Raw genomic sequence first — 17,066 nt, 5'->3', positions numbered from 1 at the left:
GCGGGATTTCCGGTGGATCGGCCGGGATGGGTGTCGAGGCTGATAGGTCGCGCGGCTCGGCTGCGCGGCGTGCCCGGCGGAGGTATGCGGCTTTGGCCGCGTGGCGTTGCTGAAGACCCCACGCGCGGTGACGCTCGTGCTCACGGCGGAACTCGTCGCCCGCGGGAGACCAGTTTCGCGCCTTGGTGCGGTCGCGCATTTTCGCCAGTTCCACCGTGTTGAACAACTGTAACTGCCGCATGCATACATTCTCCCGCACTGGACCGATAAAAGCCCTACCCCACCGGGATTTGATCATGCCAAATTTGTCTTTGCCGATCAGCGCGAGAAGCATTTATCTCCTGCCTCGAGGTAGACTCGAGTAGCCTAAGCGAGGCCCGACGAACGCGTTCCGAGCTGCAAGAATACCAGGGAGCACTACAGAGTGACGGCAGCTGGCTTCGCACCCACGGGGAGCCAATTCATGCTCATATGTTGGCCCGCGCGCTAGGCGCTGAGCGGCTATTTCCCGCTACGAAAAACCAGACTCAGATCAATCCTGCAACAATCAGTAATTGCCCTGAGGAACGCCGGTTGAGATCGAATTAAGGAGGCGTGCAATTTGCCTCCTCAACTGGCGGCAGCCACACCAGCCACGACGCCCCACGCCTGGCCAGCCGCCCAGCCACATCAAACCGCAACTGGCGGCACCCACACCAACCACGACGCTCAACGCCTGGCCAGCCGCCCGGCCACATAGAGACCGCAACTGGCTGCAAGGACGGCGACCACGACGCCCGTCGCCTGCCAAGCCGCCCGGCCACATCAAGACCACAACTGGCGGCAGAGACGGCGACCACGACACCCGTGGCCCGGGGAGCCGCCCGGCCACCCGAAGACAGCAAGCGGCAACCACGACGCCCCCAGGCCCGCCGAGACCGCCTCCCCTAAGATGAGCCCGCGATGAGTGCCACGTTGATTGCCCGGGATCTCGCCGCTGGGCACGGCGACCGTGTTCTGTTCTCCGGCCTCGACCTGGTGGTAGCGCCAGGCGACGTCATCGGCCTGGTCGGGGTGAACGGCGCCGGCAAGACCACCCTCCTGCGCACCCTGGCCGGACTGGTGCCCGTCGAGAGCGGCACAGTCACCCTGAGCCCGCCCACGGCCAACGTCGGCTACCTCCCCCAGGAACGGGAGCGCCGCGAAGGCGAGACCGTGCGCGACTTCCTGGCCCGTCGCACGGGCGTCGGGCCCGCCCAACTGGCTCTCGACCGGGCCACCGAAGCCCTCACCGAGGGGCGGCCCGGTTCGGACGATGAATACTCGGGCGCGCTGGAGCGCTGGCTCGATCTGGGTGGCGCTGATCTGGACGAGCGGGCCGAGCAGGTGGCGGCCGACCTTCATCTCACGGTCAGCCTCGACCATGCGATGACTGCGCTCTCGGGCGGGCAGGCCGCCCGGACCGGCATGGCTTCGCTGCTGCTCAGCCGGTACGACATTTTTCTGCTCGACGAACCCACCAACGACCTCGATCTGGACGGGCTGCGGCGGCTGGAGCGGTTCGTGGGCGGGCAGACCAAGGGCACGCTGCTGGTCAGCCACGACCGGGAGTTTCTCACCCGTACTGTCACCAAGGTTCTGGAACTTGATCTGGCTCAGCAGCAGGTGAACCTGTTCGGCGGCGGCTACGGCAGCTACCTCGAGGAGCGGGAGCGGGGGCGCCGGCACGCGCGGGAGCAGTTCGAGGAGTACTCGGACAAGAAGGAAGATCTGCTCGAACGCGCCCGCACCCAGCGTGCCTGGATGGACAAGGGGGTGCGTAACGCGCGGCGCAAGGCTCCCGACAACGACAAGATCGCCAAGCATCAGCGGGGCGAGACCAGTGAGAAGCAGGCGGCCAAGGCTCGGCAGACCGAGAAGATGATCGAGCGGCTGGAGGTGGTCGAGGAGCCGCGCAAGGAGTGGGAGCTGCGGATGGAGATCGCCGCGGCGCCGCGGTCGGGCTCGGTTGTGGCCACTCTGCGCGATGCCGTGGTGCAGCGGGGGGACTTCCGGCTCGGGCCGGTCACGTTGCAGATCGACTGGGCCGACCGGGTGGCGATCACCGGGGCCAACGGGGCCGGCAAGTCCACCTTGCTGGGGGCGTTGCTGCAGCGGATCCCGCTGGACGAGGGCAGCGCGCACCTCGGGTCGGGGGTGGTCGTCGGCGAGATCGATCAGGCCCGGGGGCTGTTCCTGGGCGAGAAGTCGCTGATGGTGGCGTTCGGGGAAGCCGTGCCGGAGCTGAGCGACGCCGACGTGCGCACCCTGCTGGCCAAGTTCGGGCTGCGTACCGCACATGTGCCGCGGCCGGCGGCCAGCCTCTCCCCCGGTGAGCGCACCCGGGCGGCGCTGGCTCTGCTGCAGGCCCGGGGCGTCAACCTGCTGGTGCTGGACGAGCCGACCAACCATCTCGACCTGGCCGCCATCGAGCAGCTCGAATCGGCGCTGGCGTCGTACCAGGGAACGCTTCTGCTCGTCACGCACGACCGGCGCATGCTGGAAGCGGTCACGGTCACCCGGCGCCTCGAGGTGGCCGACGGGAAAGTCACAGGTTGAGAACCCCTCAATGTGGGGAATCAGCGTCGCGCAGGTCGGGATCTCGACTGGGAGTGGCCCATGGCTACGAAGCGTCTGTTCACCACCGCGCTGGTCGCGGCGATCGGCCTGCTCGGCGGGTGTTCGATCGTGGACGTTCGGGAGGAACGGCAACAGGCCCGGCCCAGCGGCGACGTGGTCACGCCGGCCCTGAACGACGTCGAGCGGTTCTGGGCGGCCAACTTCGGGACGGTGGCCGAGGGCGCCGAGTTCGTGCCGGTGCGGGGTGGCAAGTTCCCGTACACGCAGAACGATCCGCCCCCGCCGTGCGGCGGGCAACCGAGCGAGTACCAGCCGAACGCCTTCTACTGCCCGCCGGACGACTTCATCGCCTGGGACGCGCAGCAGCTGATTCCGGAACTTCAGGAGACGTACGGCGAACTGCTGGTCGGTTTTGTCATGGCGCACGAGTACGGACACGCCATCCAGGCCCGGATCGGCCCGGAGAACCAGCCGACCGTGGTGATGGAGCAGCAGGCCGACTGCTACGCCGGGGCGTGGCTGGCGGACGTGCTGGCCGGGAAGTCGTCGGCGTTCAAGGATGTGACGCCGGCCCAGCTCGACGACACCGTCGCCGGCATGCTGTCGCTGCGGGATCAGCCGGGCACGTCGGCGCTGGCCGAGGGCGCGCACGGCAACGCGTTCGACCGCATCCGCGCCCTGCAGGACGGCGTGGACGAGGGTGTGACCACCTGTGCCGGCTACCGCGTGAACAACCTGCCGGTCACCGAGGTGCCGTTCCGAACCCGCGAGGAGGCGGCAACCGGCGGCAACCTCAGCTACGACGATGCGGTCAGCCTGCTGGCCGACGACGCCCAGAAGTACTGGCAGAAGACGTACCCGCGGCTGACCGGCCAGGCCTGGGCCGACCTGGCGATCCAGCCGTTCCGGGCCGGGGAGCCGCCGGACTGCGCGCAGCCGGACGCCTCGGCCGAGGGCGCCGCGTTCTACTGCCCGGACGGCGACTTCGTGGCTTTCGACAGCACCCGCCTGGGCCCCGCGCTGCACCAGCGGATCGGCGACTTCGCGATCGGCATGCTGCTGGGCGACCTGTTCGCCCGGGCCGCGCAGACCCGCCGCAGCCAGCCCACCGGCACCGAACAGGGCCAGCTGACGGTCGACTGCCTGGCCGGCTCGTGGACGAACGACCTGCTGCTGCGGGACCCGAAGAGCGGCCTGACCCTCTCCCCCGGCGACCTCGACGAGGCCGTGCAGGCGCTGCTGGCGTTCGGCCGCAACACCGAGGGCAGCGGTCCGACCGCGTTCGACCGGATCGGCGCCTACCGCGAGGGCACTCTCAAGGGGTTGAGCGCCTGCACCGACTAGGATCGCCGGGTGCCGGTGATCGTGGAGCTGCTCGCGTCGCCGGTGCACCGGTTCGAGGGGCGGCCGTCCGACGGGCCGGCGCCGGCCCCGCCCGGTGAACTCGTCGATCACGTGCGGGTGCGGGCCGGGCTCGGCATCGTCGGCGACCGCTACTTCGGACGGCCGGCCCACCGCGACGCGAGCGTCACGGTGATCAGCCAGGAATCGCTGCCGGCGGGCGCCGGCCTGGCCGCCGTGCGCCGCAACGTGCTGCTCGCCGGTCTGGCGGTCGACGACCTGATCGGCTCGGTGCTGACCCTCGACTCCGGTGACGGGCCGGTGCGGCTGCAGGTCAACCAGCGGGCCCACCCGTGCGCGTGGATGGACGTGACCGTCGGTCCGGGCGCGTGGAAGGCGCTGCGCGGCAAGGGCGGCATCCGCTGCACTCCGCTCGATGACGGCATCCTGCGGATCGGGCCGGTGCGGGCGACCGTCAGCTGACACGTCGGCGTGGATCAGCGCCGCGCGCTGAACCGGCTCTCCACCGCGAGGGCGACGATCAGCACCACCGCGCCCGCCCCGCCGGCCAGGCCCAGCCGCTCGCCCAGGATCAGCACGGCCAGGGCCGTGCCGACCAGCGGCTCCAGCAGCGCCATGAGGGCCGCGGTGCCGGCCGCGGTGGTGCGCAGACCCCGGAAGTACGCGGCGTAGCCCAGCGCCGTCGGGCCCAGCCCGAGCAGCAGGAGCAGGCCGAGCGAGGCCGGGGTCGCGGTGAAGCTGAGCCCGCCCGCGACGGCCAGCGGGGCCAGGGCGACCGCGCCCAGGGTGAAGCCGAGACCGGTGGAGGCCAGTTCGTCGAGGCCCTCGACCGGGCGCGCGCCGACCAGGGTCATGGTCGCGAAGCCGGCCGCGGCCAGCAGCGCGAAGCCGGTCCCGGTCAGCATCCGGCCCAGGTCGAGGCCGTCAGCCGGCACGCCGACCAGCAGTCCCAGTCCGGCCAGGGCCAGCGCGGCGGTGCCCACCGCCCCCGCGGTGAGCCGGCGGCGGCCGGTGACCGCCTCGGCCAGCAGCACGAGCACCGGGGCGGCGCCGATGGTGAGCAGGGTGGCCAGGCTGACCGTGGTGTGCGCGACCGCCGCGAAGTAGCAGGTCTGGAACTCGGCGGCGAGCAGGCCGACGACGACGATCCGGGTCCAGGCGGCGCGTCCGCGCGGGACGGGCTGCCGGGTGAGGACGAGGAAGGTGACCAGCAGCAGGCCGCCGGCGCCGAGCCGGCCGGCGGCGACGCCCAGCGCGGACAGGCCGCTCTCGCGGGCCAGCAGGGTGCCGGTGAGACCGCCGGTGCCCCACAGGCAGCCGGCGACGATCAGGGGGACGAGTCCATTGGTGGCCCGACGGGCCGGGGTGATGACAAGCACGGGTTATCGCTCCTGCGACGAAGGGAGACATGGTCGCGGAAGCGGGACGAGCCCGGTGAGGCGCCGCCGCGCGGAGAGAATCGCGCGGAGGATCAGAAGCCGTCCCGCTCAGGAGCGGGGCGGGGCGGGGAGAATGCGATCGGGCGGCGCATGGGCTCATCGTAGCGGCTCGTCCCCGGACCGGCACGCACGGTGCGCACCGCCTCCGGCGGACGGTCGTAGCGCGTACGAGAAAAGGCCCGTGACCGGCGGGAATCGCCGGACCACCGGCGGGGTTGGGGCCAAGCGTGAAGAAGAAGATCGGGTTCTTGTCGTTCGGGCACTGGCGCGACGCCACCGGGTCGCAGACCCGCACTGCCGGCGACTCACTGCTGCAGACCATCGAGCTGGCCGTGGCCGCCGAAGAGCTCGGGGTCGACGGCGCGTTCGTGCGGGTGCACCACTTCGAACGGCAGCTCGCGTCCCCGTTCCCGCTGCTGGCCGCGATCGGCGCGCGCACCTCGCGCATCGAGATCGGCACCGGTGTGATCGACATGCGCTACGAGAACCCGCTCTACATGGCCGAGGAGGCGGCGGCGGCCGACCTGATCAGCGGCGGGCGCCTGCAGCTGGGCGTGAGCCGGGGATCGCCGGAGACAGTGCTGCGCGGGGCCGAGGTCTTCGGCTACGTGCCGCCCGAGGGGACCACCGCGGCCGACCTGGCCCGGTCCAAGACCGAGATCTTTCTGGACGCGATCTCGGGCGCAGTGGTGGCTCGCACCGACCCCGCCCGCACCGGCGTGAGCGGCGGGCTGGCGATCCAACCGCAGTCGCCCGGGCTGCGTGAGCGCATCTGGTGGGGCGCGGGCACCCGGGCCACGGCGCAGTGGGCGGCCGGCATCGGCGTGAACTTGCAGAGCTCGACGCTGCTGTCGGAGGACACCGGCGTGCCGTTCGACGAGTTGCAGGCCGAGCAGATCTCGCTCTACCGCGCGGCGTGGGCCGAGGCCGGTCACGACCGGGAGCCGCGCGTGTCGATCTCGCGCAGCGTGCTGCCGATCACCGAGGAGATCGACCGCGTCTACTTCGGACGGCAGGAGAACGAGGACCAGGTCGGTCTGCTCGAGGGGGTCCGGTCGCGCTTCGGGCGTACGTACGCCGGAGAGCCGGACCAGATCGCGGCCGAGCTCGCGGCCGACGCCGCCGTGCAGGCAGCCGACACGATCCTGTTCACCGTCCCCAACCAGCTCGGCGTGGCCTACAACGCCCGGATCCTCGAGACGATCACCCGGCTCATCGCCCCGGCCATCGGCTGGTCACGCGCGTGAACAAGCGCAGCGCGACGGCGTGATCACGTGGCACTATGCCTGGCATGACCATGTCGGCACGGGCATGGCGGGCCGGGATCAGCATCGGCACCGCGCACACGGTCGCGATGCTGCGCGCGCCGGGGACGCTTCCACGGCCCATCCTGGCCGGCGGGTCGCCGCTCATGCCGTCGTCGGCCGACCCGGTCTATCCGGGCCACCGTGATCCGCTGCTGCCGGGTTCTCCGCTGCCGCGGCACCTGGCCCGCATTGCCGTCGAGGTGCGGCGGGCGGCCGGCGCCGAGGCCGTCGAGACGACGGTGGCCTGCCCACCCGAGTGGGCGCCGCCCCGGCGGTCCGCCCTGGCCGAGGCGGTGAGCCGCACCGGATTGAGCGGCGTCGAGGTCGTCGGCGAGACGGTGGCGGCCGCCGCCCTCCTCGGTGAGCGGCTCGCCGTCGGCAGCACGCTGCTGGTGGTCGACGCGGGCGCGAGCAGCTGCGACGTCGGCCTGGTGCGGCGCACGGCCGGCGGCTACGAACAGGTCGGCTTCGAGACCCTCGCCGACACCGGCGGCATCCGGCTCGACGTCGACCTCGTCACGCTGGCCGGCGCCCGGATAACCGAGCTCGACCGGACGGTCTGGCACCGCCTGGACGACCCGCTGACGCCGGTCGACCGGGCCGCGCGGCTGCTGCTCCGGGAAGAGGTGCGGGCGCTGAAGGAGCGGCTGTCGTCCGACGAGTCGGCCTCGTTCACCGTGCCGCTGGCCGACACCGAGCTGACGGTCACCCGGACGGAATTCGAAGCTCTGGCCCGGCTGGTCCTCCTGCGTGTCGTCCAAGCCGTGACCGGGATGGGCCCGGCCTCGGCCCTGCTGATGGTGGGCGGAGGCAGCCGCATCCCGCTGCTGCGCGCGTTGCTCGAGTCGGCGACCGGGCTCGAACCGATCACGGTGCGACAGCCCGAGCTGGCCGTGGCCGAGGGATGCGCGCTGCTGCCCCGGCTCGAGGCGCCGCTGCCCGTCGTCCCGCACCGCGCGGCACCACCGCCGATTGCCGCCCCGCGGTCGCCGGTGCCGCTGCCACCGGCATCGGGGACGCGGGCGCAAGCCTGCCTCCACGTGGCCGGGGCCGCCACCCAGTTCACGCTCCCCACGGAGCGCGCGGTGCTGATCGGCACGGCCCTCACCGCGGATCTGCGGCTCACCGATGCGTACGCCAGCCGCCGGCACGCCGAGGTCAGCTGGTCCGGCGGCCTCCACTGGGTCGCCGATGCGGGCAGCACGAACGGCACCAGCCTGAACGGCCACCGGGTGGGGCAACCCGAGCCACTGCGTCCCGGCGACGTCATCGGCGTCGGCAAGACGCGGCTGACCTACGCCACCGCCCCCGCGGCCGACCCTCTACCGGCCGAGGGCCGGGGCACCCGGCGGGGGGCCGTGACAGTCATCGCGGCCGGCGCCGGGCTGGCGGTGGCCGGCCCAGGGTGGTGGCTGATCTCGTCGTACGCCGCCATGGTTGTCGGTCTGAGCGCGCTGGCCGTGGGGCTGGTGCTGCTGGCGGTGGGCATGGCCCGGATCGGGAGGGGGTGAACCGTGGACGTGGAGCTCGCGCGCGACGCCGACGGTGTCCGGCGACTGGTCGACGAGGCGTTCACGCACTACATCCCGCGCGTCGGCGGTAAACCGATGCCGATGCTGGCCGACTACGACCAGCTGGTGGGCGCGGGCCGGTGCTGGGTGGTGGCCGACGGCGGCGGGCTGCTCGGGATGATGCACCTGGAGGCGTTCGACGACCACCTCGAGGTGGTGACCATCGCGGTGGCGCCCGCGGCCCAGGGACGCGGCATCGGTGGACGGCTGCTGGCCTTCGCCGACCAGCGGGCACGGGCGCTGGGCCTGCCCGAGGTGCGGCTCTGCACGAACGAGGCGATGACCGAGAACATCGCCTACTACCCCCGGCGGGGTTTCCGCGAGGTGGGGCGCTCGACCGAGCAGGGCTTCCGGCGCGTCTTCTTCGTGAAGAAGCTCTAGCTCCTGCCTAGTCCTTGCCGAAGTCGAACTCGAACGTGCCGGACTCGATCCGCGCGATCAGCTGCGCGACGTCGGCCGACTGGCGGAACGTGGTGTTCCAGCCCTCGCTGGCCAGGCCGGCCAGCAGCACCGGGGGCGGGTCGTGCCGCAGGTCGAGCACCAGCTGCTCCCGCGAGCCGTCGCCGCCGATGATGGCGATGCCCGGGTGGGCGGCCACGGAATCCTCCCAGGCCCGGTGGATCTCGAGCATCTCGCGCGGGGTGTGCAGCCAGACGTACGCGCCGCTCGCGGTCAGCCAGCCCCGGCGGAACCACGACGGGGACTGCAGGTGCTCGCGCCACGCCGCCGGCAGCGGCCGCCCGAGAGCGGCCTCGGCCTCGGCGAACTCGTCGTCGCCGACCGGCCCGCGATAGTCGGCCTCCTCGACGATGGCGCCGGTGATGTGCTTGTTGAACTCGTCGACCTGGTCGGCGGCGATCTCGACGACGTCGCCGCGGCCGTCGACACCGGCCCGCTCGACCTCGAAACGCGTCACGTAGGCGACGCCCTCGGCGGGCACGTGCTGCTCGCGCGCGAGCCGCGTCGCCTCCCGCCGGTCACCCACCGCCACCAGGGCGGCCCGCGGCCAAGCCCGCCAGCCCGACCCGGCGACTTCGTCGAGTTCGGCCTGTCCGGTGGTCCGCCAGAGCGTGACTGTGCTGTCGATGGCACCGACTCTACCCGCCGGGGGCGCGGGCCACAGCCGGTCGCGGGAACGGTTAGATGGGTGCGGACACGCCGAACTTGGAGGTTTGAGCATGCCGACGCCGTTCACTGTGGCCCGGGCCCGAGACGGTCTGCTGGCGCACTTCCCCGACATCGTCAAACTGGCCGACGGCCGTCTGCTGGCGGGCTACCGCGAGGGCACGGCCCACGTGCGCTCGGACGGGCGGATCACCCTGGTCGAGAGCGCCGACGACGGCCGCACCTGGTCGGAGCCGCGGGTGGTGGTCGACGGGCAGTGGGACGACCGCGACCCGAAGCTGGGCGTGCTGGCCGACGGCACCGTCCTGCTGAGCTACTTCGTGATCAACTGGAGCACCAACCCGCCGCTGCACTCGACGTACGGCACCTTCGTGCACCGCAGCACCGACGGCGGCCGCACCTGGAGCGACGCCATCGAGGTCGGCACCAACATGATCCACGAGAACGGCCGCTACCACCCGGCCGTTCCGACCTGGGCGGCCTCGCACGGCGCGGCCACCCAACTCCCCAACGGCGACGTGCTGCTGCCGCTCTACGGCCGGCTGCCCGGTCGCAAGTGGATGCAGGCGACGGTCGTCCGCAGCACCGACGGCGGCCTGACCTGGCCGGCCGACAGCGAGGTGCTGCTGGCCGAGAACGAGGCCGGCGGCATCCACTTCCAGGAACCGACGCTGACGCTGCTCGACGACGGCGAACTGGTCGCGCTGATCCGGACGACGGACAACCGGGCGTACCTCAGCCGCTCGACCGACGGCGGCCACACCTGGACCGAGAAGCAGCCGACCGACATGCCGGCGTCGTCGCACCACGCGCTGCCGCTGAGCTCGGGCGAGGTGCTGGTGACCTACGGCGACCTGTCGTCGCGGTGGGTCGAGCACCGCGAGACGGTGGGCCGGCTCGTCCGCGACCCCCGCAAGACCTGGGACGGGTACGGCGACGTGCAGCTGTACGACTCGGGCCACGCCGACCAGGCCAACCCCTCCAGCGTGGAGCTGGCGCCGGGCCGGTTCCTCACGCTCGGCTTCGACGTCAACGAGGCCACGGTGATCGGCTTCTACACGACGCCGGACGACTACCCGGCCTGACCCCCGCCGAGGCACACGAAGCCGGTTCCCGCGGCCGCCCCGGCCAGGGCCGCCGCGGGCGACCGGCCGGCCACCAGCTCACGGTGGAAGCACACCATGACGTCCCGGGCGGCGTCGTCGGCCACCCGGGCGACGCTGGCCACGACGGTCGCGGCGCCGGCGGCCAGCAGGGCCGAGGCCAGCCCGAACGTCTCGTCACCGGCGCGCACCTCGGTGAGGCCCAGCTCGCAGCTCGACAGCACGACCACCTGCGGCGGCCGGGTCAGGCGCTGCAGGTCGTAGCCGAGCAGCGGGCCGCCGGCCAGGTCGAGCGCGGAGAAGAGCGCGTTCTCGGCCTCGTGCCGGCCGTGCGCCGCGACGTGGGCCAGCCCAGCGCCGTCGAGCGCGGCCAGGGTGGCGGCGGGGCCGGCCCGATCACCGATGAGCACGGTCGCCTCGGCGTACATGCCCGCTATCTCGGCGATCTCAGCTTCCCCCCGCTGGTTGCCCGGCCCGGCGATCAGAGCGACCGGGCCTTCGCTCCTGCGAGCGGAGGTGGCCAGCCAGGCGGTGGCGGACGGCGCGACAGTGACGGGCCGTCCGGAGCAGAACGGCAGCAGGGCCCACGGCGCGGTCATGAGCACTCCGGTCGGCACGACCACCAGATCACGGTCGCCGATCAACGGGGCGATCGGGGCGAGCACGGCCCGCTGCAGCGCCCGGGCATCGTGCTGGGTCGCGGCGCCCACCGCGTCGGCCAGCCGGGACGGCAGCGCCCGCCCGGCGCCGGTGTCGAGGTCGGCTCGCAGCCGCAGCACCGCCTCCTCGGCGACGGCCCACTTCCCCAGGCCGGCCACGATCGCCCGCGTCCGGGTCACGACCAGCGCTCGCAACTCGCCCGCCGAGCACAGGTAAGCCACCAGCGCGGTTCCGTCACCGAGCCGGGCCCGCACCGCACTCAGCGACGCCGGGGCGTGCCTGCCACCCTCCACACCCCGCAGCGACCACGCGCTCTCCCGGACCCGTCGTTCCAGCACCTCCACCCGCCCGCGCAGCGCCGCCGCGGCCCGGCCTTCCAGCTGAGCGGCCCGCAACGCGTACCGGGTCTGTCGAAGGTCCTCCAGATCGGCCGCAACCGCCGGGTCGTCGGGAGGTCGCACCGCCGGTAGCAACAATGCCTGGGCCCGGCTCCGCTCCGACCATCGATGGACGGCCGCCGGGGAGCCGCTGTCCAGGGCAGCCGCCAGCCCGGCCGCGGCCAGATCGCGACCGTGGGCCGAGGCGCCGGTCTGCAGGTCGAGGCAGCCGAAGCGTGCCCGGTGCCGCTGCAGAGTCGCCATCCCTGCCGCCAGTTCCCGATCAGCCTCCGCGGGCCTGCCGCTGATCCGGGCCAGTTCCGCCCGCGTGAGGCGCCGCAGCAGCCGGGTGTCCAGTCGATCGAGCCGTCGCCCCGGCGCTACCACGGGGATCCGGGAGACCGCCGACGCGCGTGCGGCGACCAGCTCCGCGACCCGGGCGTCCTCGTCCAGTCCGAGCCGCCGCAACGACGACGCCAGGCGGCGAGCCTGCCGCGCATCCGGCTGCCCGGCCCGCAGAGCCAGCAGCTCCGCCAGCGCCGCCCGCCGCCGGTTCCCCCGCCGCAGAAACAGCGCCCGGCACTCCCCCGCCCAAGCGACCGCAGCCCGATCACGTCCGGCCAGCAGCGCCGCCTCGGCCCGCACCTGCAGAGCGTCGGCCACGACATGCTCCTCGCCCTGAGCGCGGGCCTGCTCCACCGCTGCGGCCAGCGATCGGTCGGCCTCGCGGAACAGCCCGGCCGCCACCAAAGCGCGCCCACGCTCGATGGCCAACGCGGGCAGCCGGCCGGACGCAGTCTGCTCGTAGGTGTCGCGGGCGGCCGCGAACGCGCCCAGCGCCGCGGGCAGGTCCCCGGCGACCACGTCGAGGTAGCCGAGGTTGACCGTCAGCAGGGCCACCGCGAACGCCATCCCGTGCTGCCGGGCGAGGCGCACCGCGTGGCTGAGGTCGGCGCGGGCGGCCGCCACCCGGCCCGCGTCCAGGTGCACCAGGCTGCGGTTGTTGAGCGCCTTGATCAGATCGAGCGGCTCCCCGCCCGCCACCAACCCGGCGATCGCGCGGTCGAACTCCGGCAGCGCGCGTTCCCCACGGCCGTTGCGGTGCAACAGCACTGCCCGCTGGGCGTGCAGCACGGCCCGGGCCGGCGCCGGCAGCAACGGCTCGGCCTCGTCGAGCAGGCGGAAGCCGAGGTCGACCCGGCCCCGCTCGCTCTCGGCCCAGGCCAACGTGACGAGCACCCGGCCTCGTACGGCATCGGAAGCGGTCAGCCGCAGCGCCGCCCGCAGCCGGCGCACCGCGAGCGCCGGCCGCCCGTCCTCGCTGGCCTCGACCCCGGACGCGTACAGCCGACCGGCCCGGCCCTCGAGCAGCGTCACAGCACCAGCGATGGCGTCACCACCCGGGCGTTGCCGTTGTCGCCGTGCACCAGCAGCTGGGCCAGGCCGTGCGGCACCTCGTCGAAGACGAACCGGCCGGTGTCGTCGGCCGTGACCGTACGCGCCGGGGCCGGTTCGGGCCGGCGCAGCTCGACCCGCAACGCGGCGCCGGGGGCGAGCCAGCCGTCGATCCGGACCAGGTTGTCGGGGCGATCGACCACGGTGATCATCACCGAGCGGCTGTCGGCGTCGAACGTGATCGTGCGGGTGCGCTCGCCCGCCGCCCGGGCGCCCGAGCCGACCAGCGTCTCCTCGGCCCGGTGAGCCACCTCGGCCGCCGGCGAACCGAGCTCGACGGCGAACAGGACCCGGTCGTCGAGGTCCGCCGGGGGTGGGTCGAAGCGCGCGATCCGGTCCAGGATCTCGGCGTCCAGGGGATCCATCACGCGCCCCAGGTGGGGTCGGCCAGCAGCATCTCGCGCAGCTTGGCCAGGCAGCGGCCGCGGGTGGGCCCGATGCTGCCGTGCGGCATCCCGAACGCCTCGGCGATGGCCGAGTAGTCGGGCCGGGACACCTGCGCGACGATGCCGAGCAGGTCGCGGCAGCGCTGCGAGAGCCGGGAGAAGTGGGTCCACAGCACCCTGTCCCGCTCGTCGGTGAGCAGCCGCTGGTCGGGCGGCGGGCCGGGATCGGCCACGCCGTCGAGCGCGAGCGTCCCGTCCGGCACGTCGCGCCGGCCGCGGTGCCGGCGGTGCCACGCCTCGCGGCGGGTGGCCGTGATGAGCCAGGCGGTCACGGCCCGGGGCGTACGGATCTCGTGCAGCCGCCGCAGCAGTTCGAGCCACGAGGTCTGCACCACGTCGGCCGCGTCCTCGGCGGTCAGCCCCTGCCCGCGGGCGACCCGCCACAGCACCGGGTTCAGCTCGCGCACCAGCTCCTGCAGCGAGTCGCGGTCGCCGTCCCGCGCCCGTTCGAGCAGCGCGCCCAGGCGCACGTCAGACATGGCCGCGGTCGACCTGCGGCCGGGCCAGGTCTGCGGCGAAGGCGGCGGCCGCGAACGACGTGCCGCTCCACTTGACCCAGCGTCCTTCGGAGCCGTCGGCGGCCGTGCCGGGCAGGATGTCCACGATGTCGACGCCGTCGCGGTAGCGGTTCACCCAGTCGCCGTAGTTGCTGAAGTCGGCGTGGTAGCGGCCGAAACCGGCGCCGACCGCGATCACCGACTCCGAGGCGGCCGGCTTCACCTCCTTGTCGGTGTGGTCGTTGCCGGCCGAGGCGACCAGCGGGATGCCGGCGTCGGTGAACGGTTTCATCGCGTTCTCGACCTCGGCGAACGGATCGGGGTCGTCGGGCTCGCGTCCGAACGCCATGCACACCACGTCGACCGGGCGGCCGGCGCCCGCGTCGGGGCCGGTCAGCCCGGCGTAGTCGGACAGCCAGGACAGCGCCTCGAGAACCCGGGACTCCTGCACCTTGCCCCGGTCGTCCATCACCTGCAGCGAGAGGATCCGCGCGCTGGGCGCGGCACTGCGGATCAGCCCGGCGATGAAGGTGGCGTGCCCGGCGTCGCGCCCCGGTCCCCCGCCCGGCGAGAACACCGGCAGCATCCGGGGGAAGGGCCGCGGCCGGTCGACCTCTTCGGCGTGGATGACGAACGGGTCGTCGGGCGTGCCGACCCGGATCCACGGATGCTGTTCGACCCCGGTGTCGAGCAGGGCGATCACCGGGCGGCGCAGGCCGGCGGGGAGCTTCTCCCACGGGGGCCGGGGCGGCTTGTCCGCCTCCAGCAACGCGAGTTCCGACCAGGTGAAGCCGTGTCCCCAGTGCTTGCCCATGAACTCCCAGCCGCCGACGTGCAGGTTGTCGAGCCGCAGATCGAAGTCCGAGCCGCACAGCGCCTCGAACACCGGCACCGCCTGGCCCTTCCCGACCGTGACGATCCGTCGGGCGCCGGCGCGGCGTCCGGGCGCTGAGAAGGGCCGGCCGCGGCCGTCCCGGTCGAGCCGGTCGTTCAGTTCGTCGACGTCGACCTCGCCGCCGATCGTGAGGGTGTCCGCGCTGTATCGATCCTTGTCGAGCTTTTTGTCAGCCATGTCAGCTCCGGGAACGAGAGGTTGGGTACCCGTCACGGGTGTGAGCGGAGCTCGCAGATACCCATCGTTCCCACCGCAGCCATCCCGCACAGTCCGTCGATCGGCTGGACGCGGACCACTAAGCGTCCGGGAAGACCTGCTCCACCATGGTCAGCAGGGTGGCGGCGAGCAACCGGTGCACCTGAGCGCGGGTGAGCACGCCGCGTTGCAACCACTCGCTGGCGGTCGACACGGCCAGGCCCACATAGGACCGCGCCATGGCGTGCGGGGCCGGGCCGGGCGCCGGGTGGCCGACCGCGTGCAGCACGGCGTCGGCCGCGGCGTCGATGGCCTCGGCGATCACCCGGTCGACGTCGGTGTCGCCGGCCATGCCGCCGGCGGTGATCGCGGCCAGCCACGAGCGGCTGTGCCGGGAGACGACGTCGAGGAACCAGCTGACGATCGCGTCGATCCGGGTGGGCAGGTCGCCCTCGGGCAGCCCGGCGATGGCCACCCCGGGCACGGTGAGCATGACCCGGATGACCTCGAGGTAGAGGTCCTTCTTGGTGCCGAAGTAGTGGTTGACCAGCCCGCGGGCGACGCCGGCGCCGCGTGCGACGTCGGTTGTGGAGACGTCGGCGTAGCCGCGTTCCCCGAACAGGCGCACGGCCACGGACAGGATCTGCGCCCGCCGCGCGTCCGGTTCCAGCCGCCGGCGCGGTCCCGCCTGCACACTCACGGCGATGACCTTACGGCAAGTCGTTGTTGACACTGCGCCAACAAGCCGAAAGGGTAGGTCAATGCCCACCCCCGGACTGGACGGGTACGCCCCGGCGTGGCTCGAGCCCGAGCACGAAGCCCTCGCCGAGCTGGCCCGCAGCTTCTTCGTCAACGAGGTGCTGCCCCACGCGGCCCGCCATGAACAGCAGGGTCATCCCGACCGCGAGCATTATCGCGCGGCGGGCAAGCTGGGCCTGCTGGGGCTGAGCGTGCCCGAACAGTACGGCGGCGGGGGTGGCGACTTCACCCACGAGGCGGTGCTGCTGCACGAGCAGATGGCGTGCGGCGAGGGCAGCCTCGGCCTGGCGGTGCACAGTGGCATCGTGACGGGCTATCTGGTGGCGTACGGGAACGATGACCAGAAGCGGCGGTGGCTCCCGGGTCTGTGCTCGGGCGATTTGGTCGGCGCGATCGGCATGACCGAGCCCGGCGGCGGCTCCGACCTGCAGGAGATCCGGACCCGCGCCGTCCGGGACGGTGACGACTACCTGGTCAGCGGGTCGAAGACCTTCATCACCAACGGCGGCCTCGCCGACCTGCTGATCCTGGCCGTCAAGACCGACCCGTCGCAGCGGGCGGCCGGCATCAGCCTGCTGGTCTGCGAACTCGGCGACGACCGGCCCGGCTTCCGGCGCGGCCGGCTGCTGGAGAAGATCGGCCTGCACGCCAACGACACCGCCGAGCTGTTCTTCGACGACTTCCGCGTGCCGGCGGCCAACCTGCTCGAGACCGAGGGCTCGGGCTTCTTCCAGATGATGCGCCAGCTGCCCCAGGAACGCCTCGTCATCGGCGTGGGCGCGGTGGCGGCGATGCAGCGCGCGGTCGAGCTCTCCACGGCGTACGCCAAGGAACGGACCGCCTTCGGCAAGCCCCTGATCGGACACCAGAACACCCGGATGGTCCTGGCCGACTGCGCGACCCGGACGAGGGTGTCGCGGGTGTTCCTGGACGACTGCATCACCCGGCACACGAAAGGGGAACTCGACGTCGCCACGGCCGCCATGGCCAAGGCCTGGCTCACCGAGGGCCAGTGCGAGGTGGTCGACCGCTGCCTGCAGATCTTCGGTGGCTACGGGTACACCACGGAGTACCCGATCGCCCGGATGTACGCCGACGCGCGCGTGCAGAAGATCTACGGCGGCACGAACGAGATCATGAAGGAGCTGATCGCCCGTGCGCTGTAATGCCCCGCGGCGGAAAACCGAGACCAAAACCATGTGTAATGCCCCGCGGCGGAAAACCGAGACCAAAACCATGTGTAATGCCCCGCGGCGGAAAACCGAGACCAAAACCAT

16 protein-coding genes are annotated in these 17,066 nt (G+C 72.6%); 8 read left to right on the top strand and 8 right to left on the bottom strand.

All coding sequences use genetic code 11. The features are described 5' to 3' along the window. A partial coding sequence (locus KXC43_RS18830; RefSeq protein WP_221377395.1) for a hypothetical protein occupies window positions 1-334 on the bottom strand: 334 nt, incomplete at its 3' end. Between the two features lie 608 nt (window positions 335-942). Here KXC43_RS18830 and KXC43_RS18825 point away from each other — a divergent pair. From KXC43_RS18825 to KXC43_RS18815, 3 genes are read left to right on the top strand one after another with little or no spacing between them, the layout of a single operon-like run. Continuing rightward, window positions 943-2,577 (top strand): ABC-F family ATP-binding cassette domain-containing protein, encoded by a 1,635-nt coding sequence (locus tag KXC43_RS18825; protein WP_221377394.1) that lies wholly within the window; start codon window positions 943-945, stop codon window positions 2,575-2,577. 60 nt (window positions 2,578-2,637) lie between these two features. Next, window positions 2,638-3,942 (top strand): neutral zinc metallopeptidase, encoded by a 1,305-nt coding sequence (locus KXC43_RS18820; protein ID WP_221377393.1) that lies wholly within the window; start codon window positions 2,638-2,640, stop codon window positions 3,940-3,942. A gap of 9 nt (window positions 3,943-3,951) precedes the next feature. Continuing rightward, window positions 3,952-4,422, top strand: coding sequence for a molybdenum cofactor biosysynthesis protein (locus KXC43_RS18815; RefSeq protein WP_221377392.1), 471 nt, complete (start codon window positions 3,952-3,954; stop codon window positions 4,420-4,422). A gap of 14 nt (window positions 4,423-4,436) precedes the next feature. On the opposite strand, the gene KXC43_RS18810 is transcribed toward KXC43_RS18815, so the two are convergent. Next, the gene (locus KXC43_RS18810) at window positions 4,437-5,339 is read right to left on the bottom strand and encodes an EamA family transporter (protein WP_221377391.1); all 903 of its coding nucleotides are present in this window, start codon (window positions 5,337-5,339) and stop codon (window positions 4,437-4,439) included. Window positions 5,340-5,626: 287 nt separating this feature from the next. Here KXC43_RS18810 and KXC43_RS18805 point away from each other — a divergent pair, with 287 nt between their 5' ends. From KXC43_RS18805 to KXC43_RS18795, 3 genes are read left to right on the top strand one after another with little or no spacing between them, the layout of a single operon-like run. Further along, window positions 5,627-6,646, top strand: a complete 1,020-nt coding sequence (locus tag KXC43_RS18805; protein ID WP_221377390.1) for an LLM class flavin-dependent oxidoreductase — start codon at window positions 5,627-5,629, stop codon at window positions 6,644-6,646. A 44-nt stretch (window positions 6,647-6,690) separates the two neighbouring features. Next, window positions 6,691-8,217, top strand: coding sequence for an Hsp70 family protein (locus KXC43_RS18800; RefSeq protein WP_221377389.1), 1,527 nt, complete (start codon window positions 6,691-6,693; stop codon window positions 8,215-8,217). A 3-nt stretch (window positions 8,218-8,220) separates the two neighbouring features. Beyond that, window positions 8,221-8,658 (top strand): GNAT family N-acetyltransferase, encoded by a 438-nt coding sequence (locus KXC43_RS18795; protein ID WP_221377388.1) that lies wholly within the window; start codon window positions 8,221-8,223, stop codon window positions 8,656-8,658. Between the two features lie 7 nt (window positions 8,659-8,665). Here the strand turns inward: KXC43_RS18795 and KXC43_RS18790 are convergent, their stop codons facing one another. Further along, a complete protein-coding gene (locus KXC43_RS18790; protein ID WP_221377387.1) occupies window positions 8,666-9,262 on the bottom strand; it encodes an SMI1/KNR4 family protein in 597 nt (198 codons plus the stop codon). 193 nt (window positions 9,263-9,455) lie between these two features. Between KXC43_RS18790 and KXC43_RS18785 the strand changes: the two genes are divergently transcribed. Next, window positions 9,456-10,487, top strand: coding sequence for a sialidase family protein (locus KXC43_RS18785; RefSeq protein ID WP_221377386.1), 1,032 nt, complete (start codon window positions 9,456-9,458; stop codon window positions 10,485-10,487). Here KXC43_RS18785 and KXC43_RS18780 read toward each other — a convergent pair. The 5 genes from KXC43_RS18780 to KXC43_RS18760 form a co-directional block, all read right to left on the bottom strand. Beyond that, window positions 10,475-12,919 carry a CHAT domain-containing protein gene (locus KXC43_RS18780; RefSeq protein ID WP_221377385.1) on the bottom strand — a complete coding sequence of 815 codons (2,445 nt, stop codon included), beginning with the start codon at window positions 12,917-12,919 and terminating at the stop codon, window positions 10,475-10,477. The two genes, KXC43_RS18785 and KXC43_RS18780, sit on opposite strands and share 13 nt — an antisense overlap. Then, a complete protein-coding gene (locus KXC43_RS18775) occupies window positions 12,916-13,362 on the bottom strand; it encodes a hypothetical protein (protein WP_221377384.1) in 447 nt (148 codons plus the stop codon). The genes KXC43_RS18780 and KXC43_RS18775 overlap by 4 nt, the downstream gene beginning before the upstream one ends. Beyond that, complete coding sequence (locus tag KXC43_RS18770) at window positions 13,362-13,922, bottom strand: RNA polymerase sigma factor (RefSeq protein WP_221377383.1); 561 nt, start codon at window positions 13,920-13,922, stop codon at window positions 13,362-13,364. The genes KXC43_RS18775 and KXC43_RS18770 overlap by 1 nt, the downstream gene beginning before the upstream one ends. Then, window positions 13,915-15,012, bottom strand: coding sequence for a S8/S53 family peptidase (locus KXC43_RS18765; protein ID WP_221377382.1), 1,098 nt, complete (start codon window positions 15,010-15,012; stop codon window positions 13,915-13,917). The genes KXC43_RS18770 and KXC43_RS18765 overlap by 8 nt, the downstream gene beginning before the upstream one ends. Before the next feature lie 118 nt (window positions 15,013-15,130). Beyond that, window positions 15,131-15,730, bottom strand: a complete 600-nt coding sequence (locus KXC43_RS18760; protein ID WP_221377381.1) for a TetR/AcrR family transcriptional regulator — start codon at window positions 15,728-15,730, stop codon at window positions 15,131-15,133. 61 nt (window positions 15,731-15,791) lie between these two features. On the opposite strand from KXC43_RS18760, the gene KXC43_RS18755 reads away from it, so the two are divergent. Next, complete coding sequence (locus tag KXC43_RS18755; RefSeq protein ID WP_221377380.1) at window positions 15,792-16,955, top strand: acyl-CoA dehydrogenase family protein; 1,164 nt, start codon at window positions 15,792-15,794, stop codon at window positions 16,953-16,955. Window positions 16,956-17,066 lie beyond the last annotated feature (111 nt).

This window comes from Paractinoplanes polyasparticus, from assembly GCF_019710575.1.
In the GTDB taxonomy this organism is placed as follows: Bacteria; Actinomycetota; Actinomycetes; order Mycobacteriales; family Micromonosporaceae; genus Actinoplanes; species Actinoplanes polyasparticus.
Note: the sequence above shows the minus strand (reverse complement) of the source record. Positions and strands in the feature narration are given on the sequence as shown.

What these genes read in the sequence shown, in the direction of transcription:
- KXC43_RS18825 (WP_221377394.1), top strand. Translation starts at nt 943, where the DNA reads ATGAGTGCCACGTTGATTGCCCGGGATCTCGCCGCTGGGCACGGCGAC.
- KXC43_RS18820 (WP_221377393.1), top strand. Translation starts at nt 2,638, where the DNA reads ATGGCTACGAAGCGTCTGTTCACCACCGCGCTGGTCGCGGCGATCGGC.
- KXC43_RS18800 (WP_221377389.1), top strand. Translation starts at nt 6,691, where the DNA reads ATGACCATGTCGGCACGGGCATGGCGGGCCGGGATCAGCATCGGCACC.
- KXC43_RS18785 (WP_221377386.1), top strand. Translation starts at nt 9,456, where the DNA reads ATGCCGACGCCGTTCACTGTGGCCCGGGCCCGAGACGGTCTGCTGGCG.
- KXC43_RS18775 (WP_221377384.1), bottom strand. Translation starts at nt 13,362, where the DNA reads ATGGATCCCCTGGACGCCGAGATCCTGGACCGGATCGCGCGCTTCGAC.
- KXC43_RS18770 (WP_221377383.1), bottom strand. Translation starts at nt 13,922, where the DNA reads ATGTCTGACGTGCGCCTGGGCGCGCTGCTCGAACGGGCGCGGGACGGC.
- KXC43_RS18765 (WP_221377382.1), bottom strand. Translation starts at nt 15,012, where the DNA reads ATGGCTGACAAAAAGCTCGACAAGGATCGATACAGCGCGGACACCCTC.
- KXC43_RS18755 (WP_221377380.1), top strand. Translation starts at nt 15,792, where the DNA reads ATGCCCACCCCCGGACTGGACGGGTACGCCCCGGCGTGGCTCGAGCCC.